Here is a 17,326-nt window from a genome sequence, read left to right on the forward strand (position 1 = left end):
TAACTAAGCTTATTTTACTTTAATAATATCGTTAATATTTGTAGTATATTTTGGTGATAATCGCTCTTGACGCATCTTCCAAGTACGTTGTAAATCTTGATTAGCTAATTTAATCTTATCTGCTTTATAAGTCTGATTAATTTTATCAATTGCGCTCATTAAAGAGGCATGCTTCGGATTTTCGCTTGCAAACATATCTATTTGATAATTATCTGAAGGCACCAACCCTGTTACAATTACTCCTGCTCTTTTATACTTTATTCCCTCCTTAAAAATAGTAGTTACAGCTTGTACTGCACTTTTACTTATTGTTAGTGTGGAACTTGTTGGATACGGAAACACAACCGTTTTACTTGCTCGATGTTGTTCAGTCTCTTTTTTATGATAATCACTGCGCAATAGTACAATTACCATATGGCAACTTGAGTTTTGCTTACGTAATTTTTCTGCACAACTTACAGCAAACGTTGAGATTCTTTCTTTAATATTATCTAAGTCCGAAAATGTATATTCAAAACTTCGGGTTGTTGCTATTGCTTTTTTGTTAGTAGGCTCATCTAGCTGTATTTTAGACTCTCCTTCTAAATCTTTTTTCAACTTCCAACCTGTTATTGAAAGGTTTTTCAACACCCAATCATCATTTAACTGTGTAAAATCGTACGCCTTTTTACATCCTTTAGCAAGTAGTCTCTTCTGTATACCTCTCCCAATTCCCCAAATACTTTCTATAGGAGTCCACTTTAATGCTTTAACCCTTTTATCCTCGGAATCAATCACATACACCCCACCTGTTTCTTTCAAGAATTTTCGTGCAATTTTATTAGCAACTTTACTCAACGCTTTTGTTGGTGCAATTCCTACACAGGTTGGAATGCCTGTCCATTGTAAAATTCTACTTCTGATTTCGGTTCCGTAAGAATTAAAATCATATTTATCAAAACCTTTGAATTGTAAAAAAGCTTCATCAATAGAGTATACTTCCACATCTGGAGAAAATTGTTCTAAAATTTTCATCACTCTAGCGCTCATATCACCATACAACGGATAATTTGACGATAGCACTGAGATATTATTGTTTTTACAAAACTGATCCCACTTAAAAATTGGAGCTCCAAATGGAAGTTGCAAGTCTTTTGCTTCGTCACTCATTGAAATAACACACCCATCGTTATTACTTAAAATAGCCACAGGTTTTCCTTGCAAATTCGGATTAAAAACCCGTTCGCAGGAAGCATAAAAGTTATTACAATCTACCAACGCATACATAGTTGTAAAGGTACAGAATATTGAAAAATGAACTCTAACTAACTTTCCTTATTTTTGTTTCATGGTTAGAAAATTAAAAATTGACGGAATTGATAAAATAATTATCAAACGTCTTGTAAAAGATGCTCGTACACCTATTTTAAGCATTGCCCGAGAAGTAGGTATATCTGGCGCTGCCATTCATCAACGATTACGAAAGTTAGACGAATCGGATTTAATTGATGGTTACAAAATGATATTAAATCCAAAAGCATTAGGCTATACCACTACCGCTTTTGTTGGTGTATTTTTAGATTCTTCTAGCTTATACTCTTCTGCAATTAAACGTTTAAAAGAAATTCCTGAGATCGTAGAAAGTCATTACACTACAGGTAACTATGCTATTTTCATTAAAATACTGTGTAAAAACAACGAAGACTTAATGCATTTGTTAAATAAGGATATTCAAACCATAAAAGGAGTTTCAAGAACCGAAACTTTTATATCTTTAGACCAACAAATAGATCGACAAATAAAAATTTAAAAACCCCTAATGAACGATTTTATCTTCTACTTTAAAATGGGCTTGTTTCATGTATTAGACTTTAAAGCCTATGACCATATTTTATTCTTAATTGTATTAGCTGTTGTGTATCAATTTAAACAGTGGACAAAAGTTTTGTGGTTAATCACCTTGTTTACTATTGGACACTCAATAACTCTAGCGCTTTCAGCATACGGAATTTTAAATGTACGAGCAGATTTAATTGAGTTTTTAATTCCGTTAACTATTTTTATTACGGGATTAATGAATGTATTAACCGCAAAAAAAGCATCGGTAGGAAAAGAAAACCAAAATTTATTTTTTGCTTTGTTTTTCGGGTTAATTCACGGACTTGGTTTTTCTAACTATTTTAAAATTATGATTGGAAAAACTTCTGATAAATTTTTACCTTTATTAGAATTTGCCTTAGGTGTAGAAGTAGCACAAATTATTATTGTATTAGGTATTTTACTAATTGGAGCACTAGTGCAATCAATCTTTAGTGTAAATCGTCGTGATTGGATTTTAATCATGTCATCAATCGTAATTGGTTTTGCTTTACAAATGATGTTTGACCGTGTTTTTTGGTAAAAAATTAACGCCTAACTAACACAAATCTAACTACCTTAGCTTATCTAAGAAAAATCGTACTGAAAATTTTGAAGAAAAAACAATTAAAATATGACATTGCCTATTTAAAAATGGCAAATGAATGGGGACAACTTTCACACTGTATTCGTAAAAAAGTAGGCGCCTTAATTGTTAAAGATCGAATGATTATTTCTGATGGTTATAATGGTACTCCTTCTGGTTTTGAAAATTATTGTGAAGACGAAGAAGGGTACACCAAATGGTATGTGTTGCATGCCGAAGCCAATGCTATTTTAAAAGTAGCTTCTTCTACACAATCATGCAAAGGTGCTACTTTATATATTACACTTTCTCCTTGCCAACAATGCAGTAAATTAATACATCAAGCAGGAATAAAACGTGTAGTATATGCGCAAGCATACAAAGACCGATCAGGATTAGATTTTTTAGAGAAAGCGGGTGTTGAACTGACTTATTTACCTTATGAACAAGAATAATTTACCTATATATTTATCTATTGCAGTTATTTTCGGTATTCTTATTGGGACCTTTTTTAGCAACGGAAAATCAAGAAATCTTATTGGAAAAAGCTCATCAAGTGAACGAAAAATAAAGCGTTTAATTGACTACATTCAAAGTGATTATGTTGATGCTGTTAACACAGATGATTTATTAGATGGAGCCATTGCAGAGATGTTAGGTAAATTAGATCCTCATTCAGTATACATTCCTAAAGAAAACTTACAATTGGTTACCGAAAACATGCAAGGTAATTTTGTAGGAATAGGTGTTCAATTTCGTATGATTGGTGATACTATTACCGTTATAGAACCTATTAAAGGAGGACCAAGTATTGAAGCAGGAATTAAAGCAGGTGATAGAATTTTACTTGCAGACAAGGATACACTCTATGGGAAAAAACTGCAAACTTCCCAAATAATGAAAGCTTTAAAAGGAAAGCCAAACACTAAAGTTGATTTGCAAATTTATAGAAAGACCAATGATAGTATTTTTAACATTACTATTAATCGTGGTAAAGTAAATATTAAAAGTGTTGATATTGCTTACATGTTAAACGATAGTATTGGCTATATAAAACTAGATCGTTTTGCACGTAACACCTATATTGAGTTTAAATCTTCTTTAAACAAATTACTTACAAAAGGAATGACTGATTTGGTCTTAGATCTTCGCGGAAATGGTGGTGGTTTTATTGATATTGCTAATGATATTGTTGACGAATTCTTAGAAGATGAAAAACTGATTGTATTTACAAAAAATAACAAAGGTGATATTGTAAAATCTTTCGCTACTGATAAAGGTGATTTTGAGCACGGTGGGTTATATGTACTAATTGATGAAAACTCCGCTTCTGCTTCTGAAATTGTAGCTGGTGCCTTGCAAGATAATGACAAAGGTATTATTATTGGACGTCGTTCTTTTGGAAAAGGGCTAGTACAGCAAGAAATGGACTTAGGAGATGGTTCTGCGGTTCGATTAACTACGGCTAGGTATTATACTCCAACAGGGCGTTCTATTCAAAAGCCTTATAAAAAGGACGCAGATTCTGAAGAATATAGTCATGATTTTGAACATCGACTAGAAAATGGGGAGTTGTTTACCAAAGACAGTATTAAAACTATTGATAGTTTGAAGTATACGACTCCTAAAGGTAAAGTAGTATATGGTGGCGGTGGAATTATTCCTGATTATTTTGTAGCGGTAGATACCTCAGCTTATATTCCTACAATTTTCTTTCGTCCTTTAAATGATTTCGCTTTTTCATATGTAGATGATAATCGTAAAAAACTCGCTTCATTAACCGTTGAGGATTTTATTAATGATTTTGATAAAGACAATAAGATTTCTAATAAATTCTTAGCAGAACTCAAAGATTTTAGACTTCCTGAAAGAACAAAAAATCAACTTCGCAATAACTTAAAAGTATTGATAGCTCGTGAACTTTTTAGTGACGAAGGTTTATACAAAGTAGATCAGCGAGATGATAAAATGCTGCAAAAAGTATTTGAGTTAGAACAAAAGCAAAATGAATAAGAAAATATTTAAAGTAATCATAGCGCTTTTTGTAATAGTGTTGACTTTTAAATTCTTCAGTTTTATTACTGAGAACTTCATACACGGATGGAATGCTCCTAACTAAAACTTCTTTTTAACCTAAATTGTAGTCTTTACACTACTTTGTTATATACATAATAGTAAATTTGTGCTGTATGTAAATTAATAAAGAGCAAGCTACAACAAATGAAGAAATCCGCGAACACCAGAGCAACTATTTTACAACAAGCTTTTGAACTTATTTATAAGAAAGGATATCAATCTACAAGTATTGATGAAATTATAGCGACTACTAAAGTAACAAAAGGTGCTTTTTATTATCATTTTAAAAATAAAAAGCAAATGGGAATTGCTGTTATTAAAGAGGTAATACAATCCAAAACCATTGATTTTTCTGTAAGTTTTCTTTCTTCTTCTACCAGTTTACATGATTCTTTATATACAATGATTGAAAAATTACTTTTACAAAATTCTTTTTTAACCATAGAATATGGTTGTCCTCTAGCTAACTTAATTCAAGAAATGTCGCCTTTAGACAATGATTTTAAAGAAGCTCTTGATGAAGCAAAGTCATTATGGACAAATGCTATTGCCACTTCTATTACCAAAGAACAGCAAAATAATACTTTTAACTCAAGTATTAATGCTGAAGAAGTTGCTAATTTTATTATAGCTAGCTATTGGGGAGCTAGAGCTTTAGGAAAATTAAGCAACAAGACAGATACTTATACCCATCATTTAAATCAATTAAAACTTTACTTAACTACTTTAAAATAATCTTAAGTCTAAAAAACATACCAGTTAGTATGTTTTTGTTTTATCTTTGCTTTGTTCTAAAAAACAAGCAATGCAAATACATAATAATTATAGTCCATCTGTACTCAACAGAAAAGAAATCCAACAGTTTAAAAAGCTTTTAATTACCTCAAAATTAAAAGAGAGTTTCACTAAAACATTATATAAAATCGGTATTAAATCTAAAATAAAGTTTGATCTTGATACTATAAAAATTCCTGACTCTAAGCTATCTAAACTAGCTTTAGAAGAAGCAAATGAGTTATGTAACCCTATATTACTTTACCATTCTTACAGAACCTTCTTTTGGTCTGCTGGTATTGCTCTTTCAGAAAAACTACATTATGATGAAGAGTTACTATTTGTTTCCTCAATACTACATGATATTGGTTTAACAGATACCCACAACCATGTGTGCAGTAAACAATGTTTTGCCAATTATGGAGGCTCTTTCGCAAATGAATTTACAACGAAAAACGATAGTGAAGATAAAGCTTCCACTATTAAAACTGCTATTGATATGCACTTATACCCTACTGTCGACAAAAAGAAGTTTGGTAACGAAGCTTACCTACTTTCAAGAGGTGCAGCTATGGATGTAATTGGTTCACACTATTTTCAAGTTCCAACTTCTTTTATTAAAGAAGTTCATAAAACATATCATAGAAATGGTTTTAAGGAAGATATTATTGAAACTATGGAAACATTAAACCATAAAGAAAATACTAGAGCCGATATTTTATATAAAATGGGATTTGCCTCTATGGCTTCAAAAAATATTTTAGATTCTAAAAAATTTATTTTTTAGAGGTAAACTTAGCTTCCCTCTTAGTCTTATATACCTCTACGATGGTTGGATTTTGAGGGCAGCTTTTTATTTGCTTAAACTTATCACCTGACTTTAAATAACCTGTTTGCAATATTTTAAAATAAACTCCTGGTATGTTTTGTTGCCAAAATTGTTTTACGATTTTCATATCATTAAAACGCACTCCTAGCTTCATGCATGGTTGACGTGGTTTAGTTACTTCAATAATAACCTCTCCTACTTTAAAAGTATCTCCCACGTGCAATTGACTTTCCTCTAAATCTGAAACAGTCAGATTTTCACCAAACATTCCATGTTTCCAATCTAAACTTGGGTATAACTCTTTCCAATATGCATAATGCTTCTCTGAATAGGCATAAACTGCTTGATCTATTCCTCCATGATGTTCTCTATCACAAATAGCATCATCTTTTACTTTTTCAACATCTAAAAAGATAGGTTTCTCAACAGGAAACTTAAAAATACCTGTAGTAACAGTTTTTCCTTTCCAATCGATTTCTTTTCTTTCTCCAATGTTAGTGGCTACAATTTTCATTTTACTTTTTTATTCAATTAAAAAATTCTGCAATACATCCGCAATTTTTCGGTTGTCTGATAATTGTGGAATCTTATTCTGACCTCCAAACTTTCCTATGGATTTCATATATTCATGGAAACCTCCTTTTTTCACTTTTCTAATAATAAGAGGACGTAAAATTTTACCTTCAATTAAATCGAAATAATATACATTCTGCTCTTGCATCGATGTATCTATTTTAGATGCTAGTTCATCTAAGTTTTCAGGTTCGTTTTCAAACTCTATAAACCACTCGTGATATGGTAATCCACTTTCAGGATTTACTTGCGGAGCTACTGTAAACTCGCTTACATTCACATCAGTTCCTTTTATAGCATCATTCAACGCTTTTTCTACCTCTTTCCCTATTACATGCTCACCAAAAGCAGAAATAAAGTGTTTTATACGTCCTGTTACTTTTATTCTGTAGGGTTTTAAAGAAGTAAATTCTACAGTATCGCCAATATTATACCCCCATAAACCCGCCGAGGTGTTTAAAATAATAACATAATTCACCCCTAATTGAACGTCTTTTAATGATATTCTTGTTGGATTCTCATCAAAAAATTCATTTGCTGGAATAAATTCATAAAACATTCCTGAGTTTAACTGCAACAACATTCCTTTTTCGGTTTGTGAATCTTGATATGCAATAAACCCCTCAGATGCTGGATACAATTCTACATAGTCTATTTTTCTCCCAATTAACGCTTCAAACTTGTTCTTGTATGGTTCAAAATTCACACCTCCATACACAAAGAAATTGAAGTTTGGAAAAATTTCAGAAACTGTCTTTCCAGTTTTCTCAATCAGTCGTTCAAAATACATTTGTACCCATGATGGAATTCCGCTAATTACCGTCATGTTTTCTGGCAAGGTTTCTTCAACTACTTTATCTACTTTGGTATCCCAATCTTCAATACAGTTGGTTTCCCAACTTGGTAAACGATTTTTTAAGAGATAATTTGGAACATAATGCGCTGCTATTCCACTTAATCGCCCTAATTTCACGCCGTTTTTATCTTCTAAAACTGGACTTCCCTGTAAAAAAATCATCTTCCCATCAACAAAGCTAGCATCGTTTGTTTCTGTGATATAAAACAACAAAGCATTTCGAGCTGCTTTAATATGTGTGGGCATAGATTCTTTACTTATAGGAATATATTTGGCTCCTGAAGTAGTTCCTGAAGTTTTGGCAAAATATAAGGGCTTTCCTTTCCACAAAACATTCTCTTCTCCTGCTACAACTCTATCTACATAACTACGTAAACCTTCATAGTCGTTAATAGGCACTCTTTTTTTAAAGTCTTCGTAATTGTTGATTGATACAAAATCATGATCTTTTCCAAATGCTGTTTTACATCCTTCTGTAACCAAATATTGAAAAACTTTTTCTTGTGTTTTATGTGGGTTGTTTGCCCATTTATATACTTGTTTACGGACAATTTTTGCAAATGGAATTGCTAATATTGATTTTATACTCATGTTCTTTTTCTATTTACTGAAAATCTATATAGTTTGTTGGGTTAACAGGAAATCCGTTATTCCACAACTCAAAATGTAAATGAGGTCCGGTAGTTAATTCTCCTGTGGAACCTACACTTGCTATTGCTTCTCCAGACTTTACGACGTCTCCTTGTTGTTTTAACAAAGTTCCGTTATGTTTATATACTGATATAAATTCGTTAGAATGTTGTATCGTTATTACATACCCTGTTTCTGCTGTCCATTCTGCTAAAATAACTGTACCGTCTGCTACGGCTTTTACAGGCGTGCCAGTTTTAGCTACAATATCGATCGCATAATGTTTGTCATTAACGTCGAATGGTTGTGATATGTTTCCTGTTAAAGGTGAAAAGAATACATTTTTAACTCTATTTGCCCCTCCGTTATGCAAAGGAAATAAGTCTTTGCTCTCTACTTTTTCTCTAAATAAAGAATCCTCCTTTGATGCTTGTAATTTACTTTCATCAAAAGCTATTGTTTTCATTTCTTTTGTTATAGAGTCTATCTTTTCAGGCTCAATTTGACCTGTTAAAACTGGCTTTAAAGCTTTAGTGTAACTTTCAATAACTGACAATCTAGTTTTTAAAGAATCTGCTTCATATGTTAATCTGGTAGCTTTTCTTTTTAAGGCTGTTGATGAATACCCTGGTATATATTCACGTATACCCGTAAAAGCAATTAACAAAGTGGTGAGTACTATAAGAAGTATAGAAAACACTCCTCCAAATACAAAAACATTTAATCGTGATAGCTTTAAAGAAAATCGTTCTTGAAACGTATCTTCATTAATTATTACTAGACGATACTTATCGGTAAGTTTCTGTTTAAGTTTTCGTTTTTTTTTATTTTTTGCCACGTTTTATACTTGTTTGGATTTCAAATATACAACGAAAAAACGGCGAAACTATTTTTTATAAAAATTCATCTCATCAATATACTTCCAAACCTTTTGAGACAACAAAGGTTTACAGTTTTTTTCTTCTTTTATGGCTTTGCGAATCATGGTTGAAGAAATTTCTATTATTGGAGCTTCAACTCTATGAATTTTTTTGTGATTTTTAAACTGGCTTTCAACAATTCCTTCAGAAACCCTAGGGTAAACATAAATATTATAATCTTCTAAAATTGCCTCATAGTTTTTCCATTTATGCAAACTTTTTAGGTTGTCTTCTCCCATAATTAGGCTAAAGTTATAACTAGGGTGTTTTTCAGAAATATGTGCTAAGGTATTTATAGTATAATTTGGTTGAGGAAGCCTAAACTCTATATCTGATGGTTGAATCTTCTCATATTCTTCTGTAGCCAAATATACCATATCTAAACGATGATGGTTATCTAACAGTGAGCTTTTCTTTTTAAAAGGGTTATGAGGCGTAACCACCATCCAAATTTCATCTAAATCAGAATACTCAACCATATGATTGGCTATAATTAAATGCCCTATATGAATTGGATTAAAAGTTCCGAAGTATAATCCGATGTTTTTCATATTTATAGATACTAGACTTATTCTTTATCCGTTTTTCACTTTCTTTTTTATTCCTAAAAAATCATCTACTAAATCTTCCGCTTCTTGTAATGCTACAGGTAAGTCGTAGTTTTTAATGATTTTATCAAACTGTGGTGCTGTTGCTAATTCTACCGAAGCTTTAGCAATACGCATGTTAATCTTGTCTTCGCTTTCGGTACTTCTTTTCTTTAAACGAATTTTTAGCTCATCAACACTTGGTGGCTTTACAAACACAGCTAAGGTTTCTTCTGGAAATTTCTTCTTAATACGTAAACCTCCAACAACATCAATATCAAAAATTACATGTTTTCCTTGCGCCCAAATTCGTTCAACTTCTGTTTTTAACGTTCCATAAAAGTTATCACGATACACTTCTTCCCACTCTAAAAACTCGTCATTTTTTATTTTTTGCTTGAATTCTTTTGCAGAGATAAAATAATAATCTTTTCCATCAACTTCTTCTCCTCTTGGAGCTCTTGAAGTAGCTGAGATTGAAAACTCCAAATTAAAACGTTCTTTTGCCAACAAATGACGTACAATAGTAGTTTTACCTGAACCTGATGGTGCTGAAAACACAAATAATTTCCCTTTAAACTCTTTCGACATTTTTATAAAACGTTTAAAATTTGTTCTTTTATTTTTTCTAACTCGTCTTTCATTTGGATGACTAATTTTTGCATTGGTGCAAAATTAGCTTTTGATCCTGTTGTGTTGATTTCTCTTCCGATTTCTTGTACGATAAATCCTAATTTTTTTCCATTGGAATCTTCTGTTGCTAATTGCTGTAAAAAATACTCTAAGTGATTAGCTAAACGTACTTTTTCTTCGTTAATATCTAACTTTTCTAAATAATAAATCAGCTCTTGTTCAAAACGATTTTCATCAACCTCAACTTTTAAATCTGTTAATGCTTTTTGTAAGCGTTCTTTAACATACTCTATTCTATCACCATCTAACTTTTTAACTTCTTCTAAAGCAGATTGAATATTTAGTATTCTTGTTTTAAAATCTTCTTCTAACGATTTTGCTTCGTCAGTTCTATATTGAATAATTTCTTTTAAAGCTTCGTCAATATGAGTATCTATTTGCTTCCACTCTTCTTCATCTAACTCTTCACGCTCTGTTTTTAAAGCATCTGGCATTCTAACAGCCATTTTCATTAACTCAACATCATCTGAAGTTCCTACTTGAGTTACATTTCTTAATTGCTGCATGTACTCTCGTACCACACCTGTATTCACCGTAGTTGAAGTTTCATCTGCAGTCATTTCCACATAAATAGAAAAATCCACTTTACCTCTTACCAAGTTACTTGCTAGTTTTTTTCGAACATTGAGTTCTTTTTCTCTGTAATATGAAGGAATTCTAGTATTTAAATCTAAGTTTTTACTGTTTAAAGATTTAATTTCGATTGTTACTTTTTTAGAGGGTAAATGTAGTACGGATTTACCGTAACCCGTCATTGACTGTATCATAACTTCGGTTTAATAATCCGCAAAGATACGTTTATTTATTGGGAGTTTCTGTTGGACGTTTGGTTACCAAAAATACTCCTAAAAAGATTAATAATGCAGCTCCTATTTTAACCAAATCTAAATGATCACTACCTACAATCAATGCGTAAATAGCTGCTACCACAGGTTGTAAATACATAAAAACACTTACTGTGGTTGGTTTTAATTTTGATAATGCAAATAAGTTAAACAAGTAAGTAATACAAGTAGTGAATAATACTACAAAACCTACTTTTAAGAAAATTGAAACAGGCATTGTTTGCCACTGTACCTCTAACAGTTCAGAAAAACCAAAAGGTAGTACCATTGTCAATCCAAAAAGATATAACCACTTAACAAAAACAATAGGGTTGTATTTTGCTATTAGTTTTTTTACAACCACCAAATACATACCATACGATGCTGCATTAATGAATACTAAAAAGTTTCCTAGCACCATATTAGTTGCATCTCCTTTAAGTGGATTCCCGTAAGCTATTAAAATTATGGCTCCTACCATACCAACTATAACTCCTGCTATTTTTCTTAAAACTAATTTCTCTTTTAAAAGAATACTAGCAAAAATTAATACTAAAATAGGAGTAGTTACCATCATAACTGATGCATTGATTGGTGTGGTATAACTTAACCCTTTAAAAAACGTAAGCATATTGAAAGCAATGCCAAAAAAAGCTGCCATCGCTACTTTTTTATAATCTGCTTTCTCAATAGATGGTGCTTTTACAAAAAGTCCTAACAGCCAAAAAATCATAGTAGCCCCACCAACACGAAGCAATATAAAACCAAATGGTTGAATATATCCCTCCATCACTTCTTTAGCTACTGTAAATGTAACCCCGTAAATAAGTGTTGCGATTGAAGCTGCTGTAAGTGCTAACGCTCTTTGATTCATTTTTATGGTTTTAAAAACAGGTGCAAATATGATGATAATTTTATTCTTTTTTACTACTATTTTACCTCATACCAATCTTTAAATATCATTTTTACTTAAACTAAAAAAGCACTGCAAATGCAGTGCTTTTCCTTTGGCTGATTAACTTTTGATTAGTCCACTAAAGGTGGTATTCTTAATACTTGTCCTGGATAAATTTTATCAGGGTGTGTTAACATTGGTTTATTTGCTTCGAAAATTACTGGATACTTCATAGCATCTCCATAAAATTCTTTTGCAATTTTACTTAATGAGTCTCCACTTACTACAGTGTGAAATTGTGCCATAGCAGCTTCTTCGATAACTTCAACTTCTTTAACGGTCATATTGTCTTCTACAGAAGCAATCCCCTCCGTATTACCCACTACTAAAACTACTTTTTCTTTAGTAGCTAAATCTGCTGCTTCTCCTGTTACTGTGGCCTTATCATCTTCCACATTAACAGCTAAGTTTTCAACAGAAAGCTCTAATTTATTTACTGCATCTACTAATTTTGCAGCTTTCTCTGTAGCTTCTTCTTCAGTTGTTTTCCCGATACCGAATACTTTTGCCCCGGCATTTTTAATAAATGAAAAAATTCCCATTCTCTTTTTTGATTTTTTGTTAATATTCTTTTTACTGTCTGACTAAGATACAATTTTTATACCAAAACTCGTATTCCAAAATAATTAAAAAAAAGCCTCTTTAAAACTAAAAAAGCACCCAAACATGGATGCTTAACCTATTATATCTTGTTCTCCTCTACTCTTTATTAAAAGAATTCCAACCTTGTGCTTTTAATTCAATTTCTTGGTTTGCACGTGTTACTAAGTTTATCCCTTCATTTTCTTCAGTAATATGACCTATAACTGTTAAATTAGGATTTCCTTTTATTTTATCATAATCAGCAATAGAAACCGTAAATAACAACTCATAATCTTCTCCTCCACTTAAAGCTATCATCGTACTATCCATATTAAATTCTTCAGAAGTAGAAATAACCTGTGGGTCTAATGGTAATTTATCTTCATATATTTTACATCCTGTTTTACTTTGCGTACAGATATGCATAATTTCAGAAGATAATCCATCAGAAATATCAATCATCGAAGTTGGCTTTACCTCTAATTCTTCTAATAACTTAGGAATGTCTTTACGTGCTTCTGGTTTTAATTGACGTTCGATTATATAAGTATACTTATCCAAATCTGGCTGATTTTGAGGATTCACTTGAAACACTTGTTTTTCACGTTCTAATACTTGTAAGCCTAAATATGCTCCTCCTAAATCTCCCGAAACTACAATTAAGTCAGTAGGTTTAGCCCCATTTCTATAAACAATTTTCTCTTTATTAGCAGCACCAATAGCTGTAACAGAAATTAATATTCCTCTTGTTGAAGATGTAGTATCTCCTCCCACTAAGTCTACCTTATATGTATCGCATGCTAGTTGTATTCCTGCATATAATTCCTCAATAGCTTCTAACGGAAAACGATTAGATACAGCGATAGATACGGTTATTTGTTCCGCATTAGCATTCATTGCGTAAACATCTGATAAATTAACCATTACCGCTTTGTACCCTAAATGCTTTAAAGGCATGTAACTCAAGTCAAAATGCACTCCTTCAACCAATAAATCAGTTGTAATTACAGTTTCTTTATCCGATGTATTAATCACAGCTGCATCATCTCCAACCCCTTTCACAGTTGAAGAATGATACATTTTAAAATGTTTTGTTAAATGGTTTATTAACCCAAACTCTCCTAGCTCAGCTAACGAAGTTCTTTCTTGATTTTTATCTTCTAACATGCTGCAAAGATAACGACTAACAAACAAAAAGAAGTATTCTGCTTAAGCTAATCTATACAAAATAAAAATAGGGTTTTGCTGTTTTTATATGTTATATAAATAGTTAATTACTTAATTTAGTGATTTTAAACCCCAATTTATGGAAAACTTTAAAACCTTATTCGTTTTAGTTGGAATGCTGTTTTTAGCTTCTTGCACATCCTCTTCTAGCGAAACTCCAATAAAAACCAATAAAACTACGTGCTCTAATGGAAAAGCAGGAATTTATTCTTGTGATGGCTATGATTTACTATTAAACATACCTCTAAGCACATTTGATGCTGTTAGCGGAAGTGACTGTTGGGGATGGACAGATCCAACAACCAACAAAGAATACGCTATTATGTGTGTAGATAATGGAACTACTTTTGTTGATATTACCGATACAGAAAACCCTATTTATTTAGGCAAACTTCCAACTGCAACCACGAGTAAAAGTTGGTGGGATGTGAAGGTGTATAACAACCATGCTTTTATTGTTAGTGAGGCTACAAATCATGGTATGCAAGTATTTGACTTAACAAAACTTAGAAATATTACAAACCCTCCAAAAACGTTTGTAGCTGACAAGCATTTTACTGGTTTTGGTAGCGCACACAACATTGTTATTAATGAAAATTCAGGATACGCATACCCTGTGGGTACAAATAGATCTGGAACATATAGAGGAGGTCCTTTATTTATCAATATACAAAATCCTCTAAATCCAATAAATGAAGGTGGATGGGGAATGGACAATTATAGTCATGATGCACAAGTGGTAACCTACAATGGACCAGACACAAATTACATAGGTAAAGAAATACTAATAGGAAGTAATGAAAATGAGGTCGTAATTGTTGACATTACTGATAAAGCAAACCCTGTAAACATTTCTAAAGTTTCATATGCAAACGTTGGTTATACACATCAAGGTTGGTTTACTGAAAATCAAAAATATTTTATTTTAGGAGACGAGTTAGATGAACAAAATTTCGGTCACAATACAAGGACTATTGTTTTTGATTTTTCTGATTTAGAGAACCCTAAACAACACTTTATATACACAGGACCTACTTCGGCAATTGATCATAATGGATATATTAAAGGAAGTACTTTTTATTTAGCAAACTATAATGCTGGTGTACGTTTTATTGACATTTCAAATATAGAGAGTAAAACTATTACCGAAACAAATTTCTTTGATACACACCCTGAAAATGATAATGCTGATTTTAATGGTGTTTGGAGCGTATACCCCTACTTTAAAAGCGGAAAAATTGTGGTAAGCGACATTAATAGAGGTTTATTTATCCTTAAAAAACAATAAATGCTTAAAAAACTCCCATTATTAATTTTCTTATTAATTATTTACAGCTGTAATAAAGATGATGGTATACAACTTAATTCTACAACCAAAATCCCTAAAGTTAGTTTGGTTCAAACTTTGGGCGGTTCTATAAATGAAAGCGGTAGAAGTGTAATTAGCACTACTGATGGAGGCTATATTATAGCTGGTTATACTCAAAGTATTGATGGAGATATAGAAACCACTAAAAATATAATTCAATACGACTTTTGGATTTTAAAGTTTGACTCCAATGATAACCTTATATGGCAAAAAACCTATGGCGGTTCAAAAGATGACAAAGCATCTAAAATTATTAAAACAAAAGATAATGGTTTTGCTATTGTAGGTTACGGAAAAAGTGATGATGGAGATGTAAATACAAACGAAGGGTTTGATGACGTTTGGGTATTAAAACTAGACAACAACGGCACAATAGTATGGAAAAAAACTACTGGTTTTTCTGGAGCTGACCAAGGTTTTTCAATTATTCAGACTTCTGACGGAGGTTATTTTGTTGGAAGTATTCTAGATGTTACAGCATCTGGAGGCTTAGGTAATTCAAAACAAGCAGCCAAACATGCCGGTGGAGACTATTGGGGAGTTAAACTCAATATTAACGGAGATATTGAATGGAGAAAATACTTTGGAGGCACAAATACTGATACTTGTTACGACGTAGCAGAAGCAGCTGACGGCTATTTATTAATTGGTTCTTCAGACAGTAATGATGTAGATATAAAAAACAACAAGGGCTCTTATGACTTTTGGGTTGTTAAGATTAATAAAAGTGGAAATTTACTTTGGGAAAAATCTTTTGGTGGTACAGAAATTGATGAAGCTAGAGCAATAACAAAAACCAATGATGGAAACTTCATTATAGTAGGAGATACACGTAGCTCTAATCAAGACATTTCTCAAAATAATGGTGGTGCCGATTTATGGGGTGTAAAAATAACAAGTCAAGGAGCATTGCTTTGGCAAAAGAACTATGGCGGTTCGAGTTTTGATGTTGGCAGATCGATTAAAAAAACATTGAACGGAGATTTTTTAATCTCTGGAAGTTCAAGAAGCGCTGACAACAATTTCATCAATAAAGGTCAAAATGACGCATTGATTATGAAAATTGATACAGATGGAAATCTATTATGGCAAAAAACCGTTGGAGGAACAGAAATAGATTTTTGTTACGATGCTGTAGAATTAACAAATGGTAGTATTATAGCTGTAGGCGATAGTAGCAGCAATAACCAAGATATAACAACAAACAAGGGGTTTTCAGACCTACTAATTATCAAACTAAAATAATAAATGAAATACTTTTTAACTTTTTCCCTTAGTCTATTACTATTTTCTTGTAGCTCAGATAATGATGAACCTATCAAAGAAGTTTCAGTAAAACTAAAATTTAGTCAAAATTGGGATGGTACTTTAATTGAAAAATCTGACTTAGAAAGCACTGAATTCACTAATAAAAAAGGAAGTAAACTCTCTATAAGCAGATTACGCTATTTAATCTCACGTATTAGCCTTGTTAATGGTGCAGGAGATACAACTAAATTTGACAGTTACAAACTAATTGACCTAAGTAAACCAGACAGTTTAACCTACGCTCTTTCTAAAAAAATATCAGAAGGAAGCTATAAACTACTTTTTACCTTCGGTTTTAATAATAGCAACAATTTAAGTGGAACATATCCAGATTTAAACTCTGCTGATTGGAATGTACCAGATATGATGGGAGGAGGATACCACTTTATGCAATTAGACGGTAAATACAAAGACACCTTAGGGGTAGAAAACCCATATAATTTTCATGCTGTAAGAGCTTATGACAAAGAAAAAGATTCTATTTTAGATACTTCTTTTGGAATTGAAACTGGCTCTATCCTCTTAAAAAATAATGCTACAATAGAAATTAAAATGAATGTAGCTGGATGGTTTAAAAGTCCTAATGACTGGGATTTAACCAAAAAAAGTGTTGACTTAATGATGGATTTTGAAGCTCAGAAAGAAATTTCTGAAAATGGGAAAAGTGGTGTATTTAGTTTAGGAAATATTTCTCAATAATA

Annotated in this window: 19 protein-coding genes; 9 read left to right on the forward strand and 10 right to left on the reverse strand. The window is 32.0% G+C overall.

The features are described from left to right. Nucleotides 1-9: 9 nt before the first annotated feature. Nucleotides 10-1,266 carry a Y-family DNA polymerase gene (locus AC3VJB_RS10750; protein ID WP_437823381.1) on the reverse strand — a complete coding sequence of 419 codons (1,257 nt, stop codon included), beginning with the start codon at nt 1,264-1,266 and terminating at the stop codon, nt 10-12. Between the two features lie 61 nt (nt 1,267-1,327). Between AC3VJB_RS10750 and AC3VJB_RS10755 the strand changes: the two genes are divergently transcribed. From AC3VJB_RS10755 to AC3VJB_RS10780, 6 genes are all read left to right on the forward strand, one after another. Next, complete coding sequence (locus AC3VJB_RS10755; protein ID WP_047789927.1) at nt 1,328-1,789, forward strand: Lrp/AsnC ligand binding domain-containing protein; 462 nt, start codon at nt 1,328-1,330, stop codon at nt 1,787-1,789. 9 nt (nt 1,790-1,798) lie between these two features. After that, nucleotides 1,799-2,380, forward strand: a complete 582-nt coding sequence (locus AC3VJB_RS10760) for a HupE/UreJ family protein (protein ID WP_047789926.1) — start codon at nt 1,799-1,801, stop codon at nt 2,378-2,380. Nucleotides 2,381-2,445: 65 nt separating this feature from the next. After that, nucleotides 2,446-2,877: a deoxycytidylate deaminase gene (locus AC3VJB_RS10765; protein WP_047789925.1), complete on the forward strand. Its 432-nt coding sequence runs from the start codon at nt 2,446-2,448 to the stop codon at nt 2,875-2,877. Beyond that, nucleotides 2,864-4,435, forward strand: coding sequence for a S41 family peptidase (locus tag AC3VJB_RS10770; protein ID WP_159493478.1), 1,572 nt, complete (start codon nt 2,864-2,866; stop codon nt 4,433-4,435). Before AC3VJB_RS10765 ends, AC3VJB_RS10770 begins: the two co-directional genes overlap by 14 nt. 207 nt (nt 4,436-4,642) lie before the next feature. Continuing rightward, the gene (locus tag AC3VJB_RS10775) at nt 4,643-5,233 is read left to right on the forward strand and encodes a TetR/AcrR family transcriptional regulator (RefSeq protein ID WP_349264648.1); all 591 of its coding nucleotides are present in this window, start codon (nt 4,643-4,645) and stop codon (nt 5,231-5,233) included. A 70-nt stretch (nt 5,234-5,303) separates the two neighbouring features. Beyond that, nucleotides 5,304-6,059 carry an HD domain-containing protein gene (locus AC3VJB_RS10780; RefSeq protein WP_497667133.1) on the forward strand — a complete coding sequence of 252 codons (756 nt, stop codon included), beginning with the start codon at nt 5,304-5,306 and terminating at the stop codon, nt 6,057-6,059. On the opposite strand, the gene AC3VJB_RS10785 is transcribed toward AC3VJB_RS10780, so the two are convergent. From AC3VJB_RS10785 to thiL, 9 genes are all read right to left on the reverse strand, one after another. Beyond that, nucleotides 6,049-6,615 (reverse strand): MOSC domain-containing protein, encoded by a 567-nt coding sequence (locus AC3VJB_RS10785; RefSeq protein ID WP_497667134.1) that lies wholly within the window; start codon nt 6,613-6,615, stop codon nt 6,049-6,051. The genes AC3VJB_RS10780 and AC3VJB_RS10785 overlap by 11 nt on opposite strands. Before the next feature lie 9 nt (nt 6,616-6,624). Then, nucleotides 6,625-8,121 carry a GH3 auxin-responsive promoter family protein gene (locus AC3VJB_RS10790; RefSeq protein ID WP_497667135.1) on the reverse strand — a complete coding sequence of 499 codons (1,497 nt, stop codon included), beginning with the start codon at nt 8,119-8,121 and terminating at the stop codon, nt 6,625-6,627. A gap of 13 nt (nt 8,122-8,134) precedes the next feature. After that, entirely contained in the window at nt 8,135-8,998 is an 864-nt protein-coding gene (locus AC3VJB_RS10795; protein ID WP_047789919.1) for a M23 family metallopeptidase, read from the reverse strand. Nucleotides 8,999-9,046: 48 nt separating this feature from the next. Continuing rightward, complete coding sequence (nadD, locus tag AC3VJB_RS10800; RefSeq protein WP_159614340.1) at nt 9,047-9,631, reverse strand: nicotinate (nicotinamide) nucleotide adenylyltransferase; 585 nt, start codon at nt 9,629-9,631, stop codon at nt 9,047-9,049. A 24-nt stretch (nt 9,632-9,655) separates the two neighbouring features. Further along, nucleotides 9,656-10,258, reverse strand: coding sequence for a guanylate kinase (gene gmk, locus AC3VJB_RS10805; protein ID WP_047789917.1), 603 nt, complete (start codon nt 10,256-10,258; stop codon nt 9,656-9,658). 2 nt (nt 10,259-10,260) lie between these two features. Further along, nucleotides 10,261-11,127 carry a YicC/YloC family endoribonuclease gene (locus AC3VJB_RS10810; protein WP_437823391.1) on the reverse strand — a complete coding sequence of 289 codons (867 nt, stop codon included), beginning with the start codon at nt 11,125-11,127 and terminating at the stop codon, nt 10,261-10,263. Nucleotides 11,128-11,158: 31 nt separating this feature from the next. Then, nucleotides 11,159-12,058 carry a DMT family transporter gene (locus tag AC3VJB_RS10815; protein WP_159493472.1) on the reverse strand — a complete coding sequence of 300 codons (900 nt, stop codon included), beginning with the start codon at nt 12,056-12,058 and terminating at the stop codon, nt 11,159-11,161. Between the two features lie 152 nt (nt 12,059-12,210). Then, nucleotides 12,211-12,681, reverse strand: a complete 471-nt coding sequence (gene lysM / locus AC3VJB_RS10820) for a peptidoglycan-binding protein LysM (protein ID WP_047789914.1) — start codon at nt 12,679-12,681, stop codon at nt 12,211-12,213. Nucleotides 12,682-12,838: 157 nt separating this feature from the next. Further along, nucleotides 12,839-13,888, reverse strand: a complete 1,050-nt coding sequence (gene thiL / locus AC3VJB_RS10825) for a thiamine-phosphate kinase (protein ID WP_159493470.1) — start codon at nt 13,886-13,888, stop codon at nt 12,839-12,841. 139 nt (nt 13,889-14,027) lie between these two features. Between thiL and AC3VJB_RS10830 the strand changes: the two genes are divergently transcribed. From AC3VJB_RS10830 to AC3VJB_RS10840, 3 genes are read left to right on the forward strand one after another with little or no spacing between them, the layout of a single operon-like run. Then, nucleotides 14,028-15,236 carry a choice-of-anchor B family protein gene (locus tag AC3VJB_RS10830; RefSeq protein WP_437823394.1) on the forward strand — a complete coding sequence of 403 codons (1,209 nt, stop codon included), beginning with the start codon at nt 14,028-14,030 and terminating at the stop codon, nt 15,234-15,236. Beyond that, nucleotides 15,237-16,562 (forward strand): hypothetical protein, encoded by a 1,326-nt coding sequence (locus AC3VJB_RS10835; protein WP_437823396.1) that lies wholly within the window; start codon nt 15,237-15,239, stop codon nt 16,560-16,562. A gap of 3 nt (nt 16,563-16,565) precedes the next feature. After that, nucleotides 16,566-17,324: an MbnP family protein gene (locus AC3VJB_RS10840; RefSeq protein WP_073182169.1), complete on the forward strand. Its 759-nt coding sequence runs from the start codon at nt 16,566-16,568 to the stop codon at nt 17,322-17,324. The last annotated feature ends 2 nt before the right edge of the window (nt 17,325-17,326 follow it).

The organism is Tenacibaculum sp. TB-53 (assembly GCF_059716285.2).